This window comes from Collimonas sp. NPDC087041 (assembly GCF_044745265.1).
In the GTDB taxonomy this organism is placed as follows: domain Bacteria; phylum Pseudomonadota; class Gammaproteobacteria; order Burkholderiales; family Burkholderiaceae_D; genus Collimonas.
This window is the reverse complement of the sequence record NZ_JBIUZX010000005.1, coordinates 341,543-355,797: the sequence shown is the minus strand read 5'-3', so window position 1 is coordinate 355,797 and position 14,255 is coordinate 341,543. Positions and strand designations below refer to the sequence as shown.

General features: G+C 56.0%; 11 protein-coding genes. 8 read left to right on the top strand and 3 right to left on the bottom strand.

What is annotated here, in order from left to right; all coding sequences use genetic code 11:
* Nucleotides 1-6: 6 nt before the first annotated feature.
* The 8 genes from ACIPF8_RS12120 (at nt 7) to ACIPF8_RS12085 (ending at nt 11,221) form a co-directional block, all read left to right on the top strand.
* The gene (locus ACIPF8_RS12120) at nt 7-1,488 is read left to right on the top strand and encodes a mannose-1-phosphate guanylyltransferase/mannose-6-phosphate isomerase (protein WP_400421201.1); all 1,482 of its coding nucleotides are present in this window, start codon (nt 7-9) and stop codon (nt 1,486-1,488) included.
* Nucleotides 1,488-2,309, top strand: coding sequence for an ABC transporter permease (locus ACIPF8_RS12115; RefSeq protein ID WP_400421200.1), 822 nt, complete (start codon nt 1,488-1,490; stop codon nt 2,307-2,309). Before ACIPF8_RS12120 ends, ACIPF8_RS12115 begins: the two co-directional genes overlap by 1 nt.
* A complete protein-coding gene (locus ACIPF8_RS12110; RefSeq protein WP_400421198.1) occupies nt 2,309-3,571 on the top strand; it encodes an ABC transporter ATP-binding protein in 1,263 nt (420 codons plus the stop codon). The genes ACIPF8_RS12115 and ACIPF8_RS12110 overlap by 1 nt, the downstream gene beginning before the upstream one ends.
* Nucleotides 3,568-5,028 carry a glycosyltransferase family 4 protein gene (locus tag ACIPF8_RS12105; protein WP_400421196.1) on the top strand — a complete coding sequence of 487 codons (1,461 nt, stop codon included), beginning with the start codon at nt 3,568-3,570 and terminating at the stop codon, nt 5,026-5,028. Before ACIPF8_RS12110 ends, ACIPF8_RS12105 begins: the two co-directional genes overlap by 4 nt.
* A complete protein-coding gene (locus ACIPF8_RS12100; RefSeq protein WP_400421195.1) occupies nt 5,003-6,145 on the top strand; it encodes a glycosyltransferase family 4 protein in 1,143 nt (380 codons plus the stop codon). The genes ACIPF8_RS12105 and ACIPF8_RS12100 overlap by 26 nt, the downstream gene beginning before the upstream one ends.
* Nucleotides 6,146-6,266: 121 nt before the next feature.
* Nucleotides 6,267-7,418: a glycosyltransferase family 4 protein gene (locus tag ACIPF8_RS12095; RefSeq protein WP_400421193.1), complete on the top strand. Its 1,152-nt coding sequence runs from the start codon at nt 6,267-6,269 to the stop codon at nt 7,416-7,418.
* 174 nt (nt 7,419-7,592) lie between these two features.
* Nucleotides 7,593-9,344, top strand: coding sequence for a GGDEF domain-containing protein (locus ACIPF8_RS12090; RefSeq protein ID WP_400421192.1), 1,752 nt, complete (start codon nt 7,593-7,595; stop codon nt 9,342-9,344).
* A gap of 125 nt (nt 9,345-9,469) precedes the next feature.
* Entirely contained in the window at nt 9,470-11,221 is a 1,752-nt protein-coding gene (locus ACIPF8_RS12085; RefSeq protein ID WP_400421190.1) for a DUF885 domain-containing protein, read from the top strand.
* 86 nt (nt 11,222-11,307) lie between these two features.
* On the opposite strand, the gene ACIPF8_RS12080 is transcribed toward ACIPF8_RS12085, so the two are convergent.
* The 3 genes from ACIPF8_RS12080 to cadR all read right to left on the bottom strand — a co-directional run bounded on the left by ACIPF8_RS12080 (nt 11,308) and on the right by cadR (nt 14,144).
* Nucleotides 11,308-12,489, bottom strand: a complete 1,182-nt coding sequence (locus ACIPF8_RS12080) for an alginate lyase family protein (protein ID WP_400421188.1) — start codon at nt 12,487-12,489, stop codon at nt 11,308-11,310.
* 316 nt (nt 12,490-12,805) lie between these two features.
* Complete coding sequence (locus ACIPF8_RS12075; RefSeq protein WP_400421187.1) at nt 12,806-13,687, bottom strand: LysR substrate-binding domain-containing protein; 882 nt, start codon at nt 13,685-13,687, stop codon at nt 12,806-12,808.
* 1 nt (nt 13,688) lies between these two features.
* A complete protein-coding gene (gene cadR / locus ACIPF8_RS12070; protein ID WP_400421185.1) occupies nt 13,689-14,144 on the bottom strand; it encodes a Cd(II)/Pb(II)-responsive transcriptional regulator in 456 nt (151 codons plus the stop codon).
* Nucleotides 14,145-14,255 lie beyond the last annotated feature (111 nt).

Here is a 14,255-nt window from a genome sequence, read left to right as displayed (position 1 = left end):
TAAAAAATGCGTACTCCAGAACTAGACCACCCATTGACGTCGACTGCAGTAGTTGTTCCGGTGGTGCTTTCAGGCGGCGCTGGAACCCGCTTGTGGCCAGTCTCACGCGAAGGCCATCCGAAGCCCTTCATCAAACTGCCTGATGGTAAGAGCTTGCTGCAAAAAACCTATCAGAGAGTGGCGCAGTTGGGAATTCGCGGCGATATACTGAGTGTCACCAATCGCGATTACTATTTTCAGAGCAAAGACGAATTCATTTCGGCCGATCTCAGTTGCCAGCATCGGCCGCATTTCATTCTAGAGCCATCAGGCCGCAATACGGCGCCGGCAATTGCTGTGGCTGCGCTGTCGCTGCGTGCATTGCATGGTGATAACACCGTCATGGTGGTGATGCCGGCGGATCACCTGATCAAGGACGTCGACTGTTTTACAGAAGCGGTCAGGCATGCCATCGAGGTAGCCAAGCAAGGCTACTTGGTGACATTCGGCGTGCGTCCGTTGGTACCGGAAACCGGTTACGGTTATATCGAGTGCGGTACGGAGATCGATGGCGAAGGCGCGGCTCAAGTCAAACGTTTCATTGAAAAGCCTGATGCGGAAAGGGCCGCTGCTTTTGTGGCTAGCGGCAAACATCTTTGGAATGCGGGAATTTTCTGTTTCGCGGTATCGACTTTTCTCAGTGAATTGGAGAAGCATGCACCAGATATCTTGGCGTTGGCAGCGGCTTGCGTTGAGGCCAGCCCCGCCAGTCCGTCGGCCGGCGTACTGTTACAGGAATTGGATAACAAGAGTTTCATGGCAATGCCGGACATTTCGATCGATTATGCAGTGATGGAACGCTCTGACCGGGTGGCAGTGATCCCGGCCGGCTTTGACTGGAATGATATCGGTTCCTGGGGGGCGCTACGGCAGCTGGTCGAGCCGGATGCTCAGGACAACCGTGTACTGGGCGAAGCGGTGCTAATAGACAGTCGGAATAATTATATTTACTCGGAGCAGCGACTGGTAGCAACGGTCGGCGTCAATAACCTGATCGTGGTCGATACGCCGGATGCATTGCTAATCGCGCATCCGGATCATGTGCAGAACGTGAAGAAGGTGGTACAGCAACTCAAGAGCAGTGAACACGATACCTACAAATTGCACCGCACAGTGTTCCGTCCTTGGGGTAGCTACACGCTGCTGGAGCAGGGGCCAAACTTCAAGATCAAACGTATCGTTGTCAAGCAGGGCGCATCGCTGTCGCTGCAAATGCATCATCACCGCAGCGAACATTGGGTGGTGGTGCATGGAATGGCGAAGGTGGTCAATGGCGACAGGGAAATCTACGTTAACACCAACGAATCCACTTATATCCCGGCCGGCAGCAAGCATCGCCTGGAAAATCCCGGGATGCTGGAACTTGTCATGATTGAGGTTCAGAGTGGTGCCTATCTGGGTGAAGATGACATTGTGCGTTTTGATGACAAGTACGGTAGGTGCAAGTAATGCAGCAGACGGGTATCCAGACAGGGTTGCAAAACGCCGTTCGCTCGTTGTGGCGTTACCGTGGATTTGTCGCCGGCAGCGTGCGCCGCGAGTTCCAGGCGCGCTATCGCAACTCGATGCTGGGAGCAGCCTGGATGGTGCTGAATCCGCTGGCGATGATTGTCGTCTATACAGTGATTTTTTCACAGCTGATGCACGCCCGCCTGCCTAACGCCAGCAGCCAGTTTGCCTACGGCATTTACCTTTGCGCCGGCTTGCTGACCTGGGGATTCTTTACCGAAGTCGTGTCGCGCATGCAAACCGTTTTCCTGGAGAACGGCAACCTGATCAAGAAATTGAGTTTCCCGCGCATCTGCCTGCCGATCATTACGGTGCTCAACGCGAGCTTGAATTTCGCCATCATCTTCGGCTTGTTTCTTTGCTTCCTGATATTGTCCGGCAATTTTCCGGGCTGGGTGTTCTTTGCCATCGTGCCGGTGCTGCTGATCCAGATATTGTTTTCGATCGGGCTCGGCATCATCCTCGGTGTGCTGAACGTGTTCTTTCGCGATATCGGCCAACTGTTCGGTATCGTGCTGCAATTCTGGTTCTGGTTCACGCCGATCGTGTACACGGTCTCGACCCTGCCGGGGAAGATCCAGACCTTGCTCAAGTTGAATCCGATGGCGTCGCTGATCCTCGCCTATCAAGGTATTTTTGTCAGTGGTACGTGGCCGGATTGGAGCAGCCTGCTGCCGGTGACGCTGATCAGCCTGGCGCTGTGCTGGTTCGGCCTGCAACTGTTCCGCAGGCATGCAGGTGAAATGGTGGATGAACTCTGATGGGTAAGGTCAACGTAAAAGGTTTAGGCAAGGCCTACAAGTCATACGGCGGCCGCTGGTCGCGCCTGGCTGAATGGGTGCTGCCGTTTGCCAAGCCGCGGCATCAATTGCATTGGGTGCTGCAGGATATCGATTTCGAACTGGCGGCAGGTGAAGCGGTGGGCATTGTCGGCATCAACGGCGCCGGCAAGAGCACGTTGCTGAAAGTGATTGCCGGAACCAGCCAGGCCAGCGCCGGCAGCATTGACATCCAGGGCCGGGTAGCGGCGCTGCTGGAACTCGGGATGGGCTTTCACGCAGATTTCACCGGGCGCCAGAACGCCTTCATGGCTGGCCAGTTGCAAGGCTTGAGCAGCGTCGAGATCGAGGCGCTGATGCCGGCTATCGAAGCTTTTGCCGAAATCGGTGAATACATGGACCAGCCGGTGCGGACCTACTCCAGCGGCATGCAGATGCGGCTGGCGTTCAGCGTGGCGACGGCGAGCCGGCCAGATGTGCTGATTGTCGACGAGGCCTTGTCAGTCGGCGACGCCTATTTCCAGCACAAGAGTTTTGAACGGATCCGGGAATTCCGTCGCGCCGGCACGACCTTGCTGATCGTCTCGCACGACCGTTATGCGATACAGACCATTTGCGACCGCGCCATCCTGCTCAATCGCGGGCGTCTTGAAATGCAGGGCGATCCGGTTGAAGTCATGGATTATTACAACGCCATGCTGGCCGAGCGCGAACGACAAACCGTGCGCCAGGAGCGCCTGCCGGATGGCCGCCTGCGCACCATTTCCGGCACCGGCGAAGCCAGCATTGCCGACGTCACGCTGCTGGATGACGACGGCAGGAAACTGGACGTGGTCGAGGTCGGCAGCCATGTGACGCTGGAAATCCGGGTGCAGATCAATCGGCCGGTTGAACGTCTTGTGTTGGGCTACATGATCAAGGACAAGCTCGGGCAGTCGATCTTCGGCATCAACACGCATCGGCTCGGCATACCGCAGACCGATTTGCTGCCCGGCGAAGAGCTGGTATATCGTTGCCGCTTTCCGATGAACCTGGGCAAGGGCAATTATTCCGTGGCGATTTCCCTGTCGCGCCTGGATTCCCACCTCGACACCAACTATGAGTGGCGCGACTACAGCGTGATCTTCCATGTGGTCAATACGCGGCATCCCGATTTTGTCGGTTGTGCGTTCCTGGACGCAGTGATGGATGTCGAGCGTTCCCAGCAACACGTAAATTCTGATATCGACGGAGTGACGCCATGACCAGACTCTTGGTCGACTGCACCTTTGTATTTAATCATCCGGAACTGAACACCGGGATACAGCGTGTCGTCCGCAACATCGTCAACCATTTTCCATCCGTGCAGGATGAAGTTGTTTGCATTCCCATCATATTCAAGCAGGGCAAGATACTTGAGGTTAAGCAGCTGACGCCGAAGTATGCGGATGGCTGGCCCGGCCGCGCGCATCGAACGCTGGAGGAATGGGCGAATAAGGTGGCGCATAAATTGATACAGATACGACATCGCTACTGGTGGCTGAATTCGCGCCTTATGCGTTTGTGGCCGTGGAATGCCTATCGCTTTGTGCGCAGGGCCACGAATCTGGTGTTTCATGTGTGCAGCCTGTCTTTCGTACTGCCACGGATGTTGGTTGAATGGTTTCTGAAGAAAATCGAAGATCAGTCACGCGCCGCCGAATTGGAGTTTCATGGCAGCGATATTCTGGTGCTGCTGGATTCATCATGGCATACCGATTTTTTCCCGCTAGTCGAGAAATTGCAGCAGCAAGGACTGCCGGTGGTGTCGGTGATCTACGACCTGATTCCGATGACGCATCCACAGTTTTGCGACAACTCGCTGGTGCAGGTATTTGACCGCTGGTTCGAATGGATTGCCAATACGGCAAACGGCTTCATCGCCATTTCGAGTACGATCAGAGATCAGGTGCGAGACGAGGTGCAGCGCCGATTGGGTAGCGACAAGGCAGATCGGCGCTGGTTTGATTTCTTTCATCTTGGTTCCGAGCTGGATTTGGTTGAATCGAACAAAGCGGTACGTCCTGCGGTGCAGAAATTATTTGCATCTGGCCGTTCGGTCTACTTGATGGTCAGCACCATCGAACCGCGCAAAAACCATGTTTACCTGTTGGACGCCTTTGAGCAGCTTTGGGCGAACGGCAGCGATATCGTATTGTGTTTTATCGGGCGTATCGGCTGGAAGAATGAACAGTTGATCGAGCGTGTCCGAAGCCATGCGGAACTGAAGCGGCGCCTGTTCATGTTCAACGATCTCAGCGACGTCGAACTGGAGTATTCCTACAGCCACGCAAAAGCCCTAGTGTTCCCGTCGTTTGTCGAAGGCTTCGGTTTGCCGCTGGTCGAGGCCATGCAGCGCGGTTTGCCGGTGATGGCCAGCAATATTCCGGTATTCCATGAAATCGGCGGCGAATATATCAGCTACTTTGATTTGGCGCGGCCTGAGTCCCTGAGCAACCAGGTTCGACAGTTCGAAGAGAGCGGTGCTTTTCCGGCGGCGCGTCATATGGCCGATTGGTCATGGCTCAATTGGGAAAACTCAACGCGTCAGTTGGTGCAACGTATCCTGCATCATGTAGAAGTACAAAAGCAGGCACACAAAGACGCACAAAAGGAAGCAGAAAAAGAAGTAGAAACGCATTCGCAAAGCGGCGCTGATGAACCTGAACGTTGCCCTCAATAGCAAGGCGCTACTGGCGCCGCGCACCGGCATCGGCAACTATGTCGCTGAGCTGGCGCAGGCGTTGCAACAGGATCCCGGCTTGCGGCTGGAATATTTCTATGGTCTGCGTTGGCAAGATACATTGGCGACTGCGCCAATGCCCGGTTATTCGAGCTGGGCGGGAGCGGTCAAGCGGGTGCTGCCCTGGGCTTATAGTGCGCGCAGGGCGGTCGAGCAGGGCTGCTTCAACCGCGGTGTACGCAAGATCCGTCCCGACGTGTATCACGAACCCACCTTGTGGCCGCTCGATTTTGACGGGCCGATGGTGATGACCTTGCATGACCTGACGCATATTCACTATCCGCAAACGCAACCGCAGGATCGTCTGAGGGAAATCGAAAGGCGCCTGCCGTCGGCGTTAACGCGCGCCAGCCGCATCCTGGTCGATTCGGAATTCATCGGCAAGGAAGTCCGGCAGCAATTCGGTTTATCTCATGACAAGGTAGTGGTGGCGCCGTTGGGCTGTTCATCGATTTTCCAGCCGAGGAGTGCGGACCAGCTGGCCGCACGCCTGCAGGCCATGGGCCTGACGTATCGCCGCTTCATCCTGGCGGTCGGTACGCTCGAGCCGCGCAAGAATTTATTGCTGACCCTGCGTGCGCATGCCCGTTTGCCGGCGGCGCTGAGGGCGCGCTTTCCGCTGCTGGTGGTCGGCATGCCGGGCTGGCAAGCCGGTGAATTCAGTGACGCACTGTCCGAGGCCGTCAGTGCTGGGCATGTACGCCTGGCTGGTTACCTGGATCAGCAGGACCTGGCTTGTGTGACGGCAGCCGCCAGGTTCCTGGTATTTCCGTCGTGGTATGAGGGATTTGGCTTACCGGTGCTTGAGGCAATGGCCAGCGGCACACCGGTAATTGCTTCTTCCAGTGCCAGCTTGCCGGAAGTGGCGGGGGCTGCCGCTACCTATGTCGATCCTAGGGATGACATCGGGCTAGCGCAGAAGATGCAGCGCATGATTGAAGACGACCAGGCTTGGGCGGAGCATCGCGCGGCGGGTTTGGAACAATCTCTCGAATTTTCCTGGGCCAAATGTGCAACTATTACTACTGAGGTTTATCGGCAGGCAGCCAGCAGTTGAGTCGGCAGCCCGGTAATATCTTGATTGCCGCCAGAGACCGGCAGTCTGCAACAACGAAAAATTGCCTCGCTCCCCTTGATGCATAAGGGTTGGAGGCAGATTAGACATGAAAGAGTGAGCAATGCGGGTTCTTCATTTTTACAAAACTTATCAATCGGAATCGTATGGCGGGATAGCGCAAACCATTTATCAGTTGTGCAAATGTTCACCCGCAAGCGGCATTGAAAGTGAAGTGCTGACGCTCAGCGACTCTCCTGAACCGGCCGAGTTGTTGTACGAGGGCCACATGGTGCATCGCGTCAAGCTCGATTTGCAAATTGCCTCCACCGGATTTTCACTCGCTGCTCTGAAACGCTTTTCTGAACTTGCCACCGATGCAGATGTCGTGCACTACCATTTTCCGTGGCCGTTCATGGACCTCGCGCATTTCGTTACGCGAATGAACAAGCCGAGTGTCGTTACCTATCACTCCGACATCGTGCGTTATAAGATTCTGTTGCAGCTGTATCGTCCTTTGATGCGGAGGTTCTTGAACAGCGTTGATGCGATCGTCGCCACTTCACCGAATTATCTGCAAACCAGCTCGGTGTTGGCAGAATATAGGGATAAAACGCAGGTTATCCCTATCGGTCTCGATAAAAGCAACTATCCGTCCCCCTCTGCGACTAAAACAGCAGAGTGGAAGAAACGGATTGGTGAACGTTTTTTCTTGTTTGTCGGGGCGATCCGCTATTACAAAGGACTACATATCCTGCTGGATGCGGCACGCGGTACAGATTATCCGATTGTAATCGTCGGAGCTGGGCCGATCGAGAGAGAGTTGCGGCAGCGCGTACGTGAACTGGGCCTGAACAATGTGATTTTCCTTGGCATCGTTGACGATGAAGATAAGGTGGCGTTACTGCAGCTGTGCTACGCGCTGGTTTTCCCGTCGCACCTGCGCTCGGAAGCGTTCGGCATTTCGTTGCTGGAAGGCGCAATGTACGGCAAGCCGATGATCTCCAGCGAGATCGGCACCGGTACAAGCTATATCAATAATCACGGCGAAACCGGGCTGGTGGTGCCGCCGAGCGATCCGGATGCGTTCAGGGCAGCGATGCGCCAGTTGTGGGATGACCCGGTACTGGCGGCCACCATGGGCACCCGCGCCCACGCCCGTTATCAGAAGCTGTTCACCGCCAGGGTGATGGGCGAGAGCTATGCAAGACTCTATCGCGATGTGCTGGACATGCATGGCTTGATGACGCGGCAGGTGAGCCTGGGAACCGAATAAAACCGGCGCTGGAACACTGAAATCCGCCGCTGAATAACGCAGCCGACAACGCGACTTTTGGCCATAACGATTTGTGATAGGATCGTGACAAATATAAATAAACTATTGAATTGATAGTATTAACAGTTAATAACTATTAATTACTATGCGTAACATTCATGTTTAATTTTTTGTATGTCACTAAATCGTTTATTTGGACTTATTTCCATATTGCTGATGGCGCTGTTCCTGACCTTGATCGGCAAGATCGTGGACAGCGAATGGGCGGTGTATCAACGCAGCAAGGAAAGTCTCCCGGCAATCAAGAATTTCTCGCTTGCTTTGCAAGTGGAGGAGAAACTGTCTGCCGAGCGCGGCCCGAATAATATATTGCTTGGGCAAAGGCTGGATGACTCCGCCGATGCCCGGATCAAGCTGCAGCAAGCCCGTGCCGCTACCAATCAATCCCTCTCTTCGTTGTTGCAAGCCATGCGTGCGCAATCGGATCCATCGTTTGATCCGATCATCGCGAACATCAAGGCAACCAAACTAAACCTTGCATTGGCGCGCAAGCAAGTCGATCTGCTGGCAGCCAAGAAAAAATCGGAGCGTGATGCCGATGCCGTCAGCGTCTCGGTTGAAATGATGGTGGCCACGGTCGAGATTTTTTCTTCAACCATCGGCAGCCTGTCCAGTCGCGTGATACGAGCCGATCCGCAATTTCACGATGGCGTGGAAAGTGCCCAGCTGAGCTCCAGGTTGCGTGATATCGCCGGCCAGCTTGGCTCCACGTTTACGGCGCCGGTGATCGCCAGGCGGCCGTTGACGCCGCAGGAGATCTACGCCTTTGCCAGTTTGACCGGGAAAGCCGATCAGTTGTTTTCGGTGATCGACCTGGAATTGCGTAGCTATCATATAAATCCGGCGTTCAAGGTCGCATTGGACAATATCCGCACGCACTATTTCGGCGACGGCGTCGACTTCCTGAACGGGCTCTTTGCCGCCGGCCGAACCTCCGGGAACTACGGTTTGAGTTCGGGCGATGTCGCCAGCCGTTACGTGCCGATGATGGCTTCGATTCCACAGTTACGGGAGTTGATCGTGGCGGAACTGATCGAAGAAGCGGAATCACGCAACCGGCGGGCGGGTTATCTTCTGCTGACGACCGTGTGCCTGGGATTCATCGCCGTCGGTGTGTTCGTGATGCTGATCCGGCTGATCCGGCAGCGCGTCCTGCGTCCTATCCTGGATGCCACCGATCTGTTCGTATCGTTCGCCAACGAACGCTTCACTGTGGCCATTCCGGAACACCGTTATGGCGACGAAATCGGCGATATGCTGCGCGCAGTTCGCGTGCTCAAGGCGCATAGCCTGGATAAAATCCGACTCGAAAGAGAAAGGGAAGAGCTGATCATCCGACTGCGCGCCTCGTCCGACACTGATTTCCTCACTGGGCTGCTGAACCGCCGCGCATTTTTTGCACAAGGTGAACAGCAGCTCGGCATCGCGCGCCGATATCAGCGGAAAATGGTGGCGATCCTGATGGACGTGGACCATTTCAAGGCAGTCAACGACGTGCACGGCCATCAGGCCGGTGACCTGGTGTTGTGCAATGTGGCGGAGCTGTGCCGTCACGAGCGGCGTAAAGTGGATCTTGTGTCGCGTTACGGTGGCGAAGAGTTTTTATTGCTGCTGCCAGAGATCGATTTGTCGCAGGGGATTGCGGTTGCGGAGAAGTTGCGGGCGGCCATTGACGCGCATCTGTTCCAGCTTGATGACGGCGTCGTACTGAAGATTACCGCCAGCTTCGGTGTGGTAGACCTTGAAGACGATGACAATCTGGAGTCCTTGATTGCGCGCGCCGACCAACAGCTTTATGCGGCAAAAAATGCTGGTCGGAACAGGGTCATGCCGGCGTGTCAGGTTGATGAGTTTATCGTCGCATAAAACTATCTCTATCCAACCTGCATGAGCGCCCGCCGACCGAGTGGGCAATCGTGGCTTTACGTTTTCCAGAGGGAAATAATTACGTCTTTGTTTGCTAGAATGGCAGGCTAATTTTCGGAGACGTAATGCGTAAAATTCTTTTCCTTTTTGCCTTCCTGGTGGCGCCGTTCAGCCATGCCGCCACCCCGCAACAACAACTCAACACACTATTCGACAGCGACTGGCAGTGGAGCATGCGCAACTCGCCCGAGTTTGCTACCGCTGTTGGCGATAATCGCTACAACGACCGTTTGTCCGATTCGTCGCTGGCGGCCAGCCTGACCGCCAATACCCATCAGGAGCAGATGCTGGCGCAAGCCAAGCAGATCGACCGCAGCAAGCTGAGCGGCCAGGAGCTGCTTTCCTATGATCTGTTCGTCTATGAAAAAAAGAAGAATATCGAGGCCGCGAAATTCTATCCGTACAACGCGGAGCCGATTTCGCAACTGAGCGGTGTCCAGTTCGATTTCCCGCAACTGGTGGCGCAAACGCCGTTTAACAACGCCAAGGATTATCGCAATTACCTGGGCCGCCTGCGGGCGCTGCCAAAGTATGTTGATGGTGTGATTGCTCAGTTGCAGCAGGGCGTCGCATCCGGTTGGGTGGCGCCGAAGGTCACCATGAGCGTGGTGCCAGGGCAGCTCCAGGAGTTTGTCGCCAAGATCGACAGCAGCCCGCTGGCGGCGCCGTTCGCCGACATGCCGGCGACGATTGCGCCGGCGCAGCGCACCAGCCTGGCGCGTGAAGGTAAACAACTTCTGCAGCACAGCGTGGCGCCGGCGATCAACAAACTGGAAGCCTATATCCGCACCAGCTACCTGCCGGCCTGCCGCGACAGCATCGCTGCTTCCAGCCTGCCGGGCGGCGCGGCGTACTATGCTTACAAGGTACGCGAAAACACCACCACCAACATGACGCCGCAGGAAATCCATCAGATCGGCTTGCAGGAAGTGGCGCGCATCCAGGGCGAGATGCAGCAGGTGATGCGGCAGACCGGCTTCAAGGGTACGTTCGCCGAGTTCATCACTTTCCTGAATACCGATCCGCGCTTCTACTACACCAAGCCGGAAGACCTGCTGGCCGGTTACAAGGCCATCATCAAGCAATCGGCGGCGCAGCTGCCGCGCTTCTTTGCCGATATCCCGCGTGCACCGGTGGATGTCAAGCCGGTGCCGGAAGTGGGAGCGGAAAACCAGGCGGGCGCCTATTATGAGCCGGGCACGCCGGACGGTTCGCGGCCCGGTTATTTTGTCGCCAACCTGTCGAAGCTGGATTCGCGTCCAAAGTGGGAAATGGAGACGCTGACCTTGCACGAATCGATTCCAGGCCATCACCTGCAAACTGCGCGTGCGCAGGAAATCAAGGGCTTGCCGAATTTCCGCCGCTTCGGCTGGTACGTCGCGTTCGGCGAAGGCTGGGCGTTGTATGCGGAGAGTTTGGGCGGCGAAATGGGTTTCTATACCGATCCATATTCGAAGTTCGGTCACCTCAACGATGAACTGTTTCGCGCTGCGCGCCTGGTGGTCGATACCGGCATCCATGCGTTGGGTTGGACGCGGCAGCAAGCGATCGACTACATGAACGTGAATACCGCCAATCCGCCACATGACAACCAGGTCGAGATCGATCGCTACATCATGGATCCGGGCCAGGCACTGGGCTACAAGATCGGCCAGTTGAAGATCAAGGCCTTGCGTGAAAAGGCGCAGCACGAATTGGGCGACAAGTTCGACCTGCGCTATTTCAACAATGCAGTGATCGACAATGGCGCCTTGCCGCTGGAAATGCTGGAAGCACAGATCGATGGCTGGATTGCGCAGCAGGCGCAGGCGAAGTAAAAGGTTTGCGGCGCCGGCATGGATATCGTGCCGGCGCCGCAAACCTTGATTCAATCAATCCTCTTCAAGCACTTGGTGCGGCATTCCTATCGCAGCGTATATGTCAGGGTGCCGTAGCCAAGTTGGTCAAAGCCGCCGCTATTCGGGCCGTAGTTGCCACCGCCGCCCTCGGGGCGGAGTTTGGCCGCAAACTGGCTGGTGTAAGGTGCGTCGAGTTTTTTCAATACCGCGTAATGGTTGTAAAACAGTTCCCAGGCAGGGCGTGGATCGCCTCGCCCGGCAGCTGAGATGTTTTCCTGCGTCACGTCGCTATTGGTGTAGCGAGTATATGGAACATCAAAGCCCAGATTGTATTTGGCAATGTACTCAATACCTTTGAGGACGCGGTTGTCTTCGTAGCCGAACAGATCGTCATGCTGGTTCCAGGCCATCTGGCAGAATGCGCCGAGCAGGGAGACGTTGAGCGTATTGTGACCCTGGTCGCGCCCGCTTTCCTGGGTTTGCCCTAAACCATCCGGATAGATTTTCCACACCAGATGATCGATGGCGCCATTGCCCTGGCCATGTTTGAAGTACTCGACGGCTTCCCGATAGATGTCCGGCCGATCCGCAAGTATGCCGATGGCGATCATCGAGTCCATATTGGCCAGATCCCAGTTAGCCCAGTAGTGATCTATTTTCGCGCCGTTATGCCTGACCAGGAAATCGTGGTTCATCGGATAGAACACATCCAGCATCATGGTTTTGAAACGGTTGAAACTGCTCTCCGGCCATTTTTTGTAGGTACGCATGATCTCGGCTGCATTGGCCAACTGATAGCCATAGATTCCTGATGCGAGGAATTTATCCGAGCTGCCGCCGATCCCGGTCAGTGTTGCCGACCATGCATCCAGGATGGCAACAGCGTTGTCGGCATAGGCGTCGTCGCCGCTGATTTTCCAGCGCAAGGCAAGCGCATAAGCTGCGGCGGCATCGTTGAACAGTGCGCTGTAGTTTTCCGGGTTCTCGCCGTCTTTGCCACGATAAACCACCGCAAACGGACGCGGTTTCCAATTTAGCGATGCATGAGGATTCTTGAGCAAGATATTCCAGCTATCGAGCCAAGGCTGTGCGTTTTCCCCGACTTTTTCTTTCATGCGTTGCAGATCGGCCTGCGTATGCAAGGCGCCGGGATGAGCAAACAGCTCTGCCCGGGCCGATGTCGCGCAGATTGCCATCACCAGCGCTACACCCGCGGTGCGGCTTATGTTTTTTAATGAGGAAGCCAAATCATCACCTTCGCGTAAGAAATCCTGCTGACCGAAATAGTCCTGTCTGCCGGCGTCGCCATTGATCGTTGATGTCGTCTCGCAAACAGTGTTCAGGTTAGCGTCGGAACACTCCTTGCCTCGACACAAATGGGCCAGACTTCTGAAACGGAGAGGGTGGGCGCGTCGTTGACATGGCGGTGATGATCGCCTGATGGATTTGGCAAATTGAAGGTGCCGGCAAATCGGCACGGTTTGTAGAGTGACAACAGGGACGGGTTTTCGTCTCGGCCACGTCCCTGATGCGAAGCATTTTGCGCGCAGTCGTTCTTGCGCGTCAGAGCTTCAGTTGCAGGAAGTCCAGGAAGCAGCTGATGCGCCGCGCCAGTTGGGTATTCCGGTAATACACCGCGTGAATCTGCTGGCGGTAGCCGTTGTTGTGGCTGCCCAGGATGTCGATCAGCGTTCCTTGGGCGATGTCCTGGCGCACCATGAAAGCCGACAGGCAGGCGATCCCCAAGCCGTGCAGCGCCAGCTGGCGCAGGGTTTCGCCGCCGGATGCCAGCAGCGTCGGCGTGATGGTCAGGTTCTCACCCTGTTGCTGGCGCAGCGGCCAGATATTCAGCGACTCCGGCTGTGTGAAGCCTAGCAGTTGATGTTGCGCCAGTTCTTCCACGCTGGCCGGCGTGCCGTGTTTGCGCAGGTAATCGGGGCTGGCGACGATATGTAGCTGGCTTGCTCCCAAACGCCGCGCATGCAGCATCGAATCCTGCAGCGCGCCGTGACGGATCGCGATGTCGGTGCGATGTTCCAGTAGGTCGATATTCTGGTCGTTGCTGGTCAGTTCCAGCGTGATGTCCGGGAAATTGCTGCGGAATTCTGCGATGTGCGGTACCACACAATGCAGCATGAACGGCGGCGACGCATCTACCCGCAACCGTCCCGATGGTCGCTGGTGGCGCACCTGGATGGCTTCTTCTGCTTCTTCCATCGCTGCAATGATGCTGCGCGCCTTGTCGAGGAACAGCCGGCCTTCTTCAGTCAGCTCCATGCGGCGCGTGGTGCGAGTCAGCAGCGAAGTTGCCAGCTTTTGTTCCAGTCGCGTCAATGCGCGGCTCAGGCCGGAAGTGGTTTGTCCCAGCTGTTCGGCAGCCGCGCTGAGCGTGCCGGAGTCAACCACGGCGATAAAGATCCGCAGATCATCGGAGTGAATATTCATCTCAGTGGACGCCGCCGCCATGGCTGCCAAGATTGGCCGGCGCGTCGTCCTCCATGTTGGCCAGTCCTTGCAGGATGCCGCAATCCTTGGCGGCCTGGCTTCTTTGGCATTGCTTGCGCAATTGCTTGAGCTGGGCTTGCAGGGCCTTCAATTCGGCGATGCGGTTGGCCACGTGATCGATATGGTGGTCCAGCAGCGTGTTGACTTCGGCGCAATTGTCTTCCGGTAAATCGCGGAACTGCAACAGCCGCCGCACTTCGTCCAATGTCATGTCGAGCGAACGGCAGTGGCGGATGAATTGCAGGCGTTCGATATGCGCCTGGCCGTACAGGCGGTAGTTGCTTTGCGAACGCGCCGCCGCCGGCAGCAAGCCCTCGCGCTCGTAGTAGCGGATGGTTTCCACCGGGCAGCCGGCATGGCTGGCCAATTCGCCGATTTTGAGTGCGCTGGTGCTCATGTTTTCTCCTTCTTCAGTGATTTGAAGATTAATCCTTGACCTTATAGTAGCTACAGGGTTTTAAATATGCAAGGAGTAATAAATTACACTTAAATTGCAATTTTAATATCG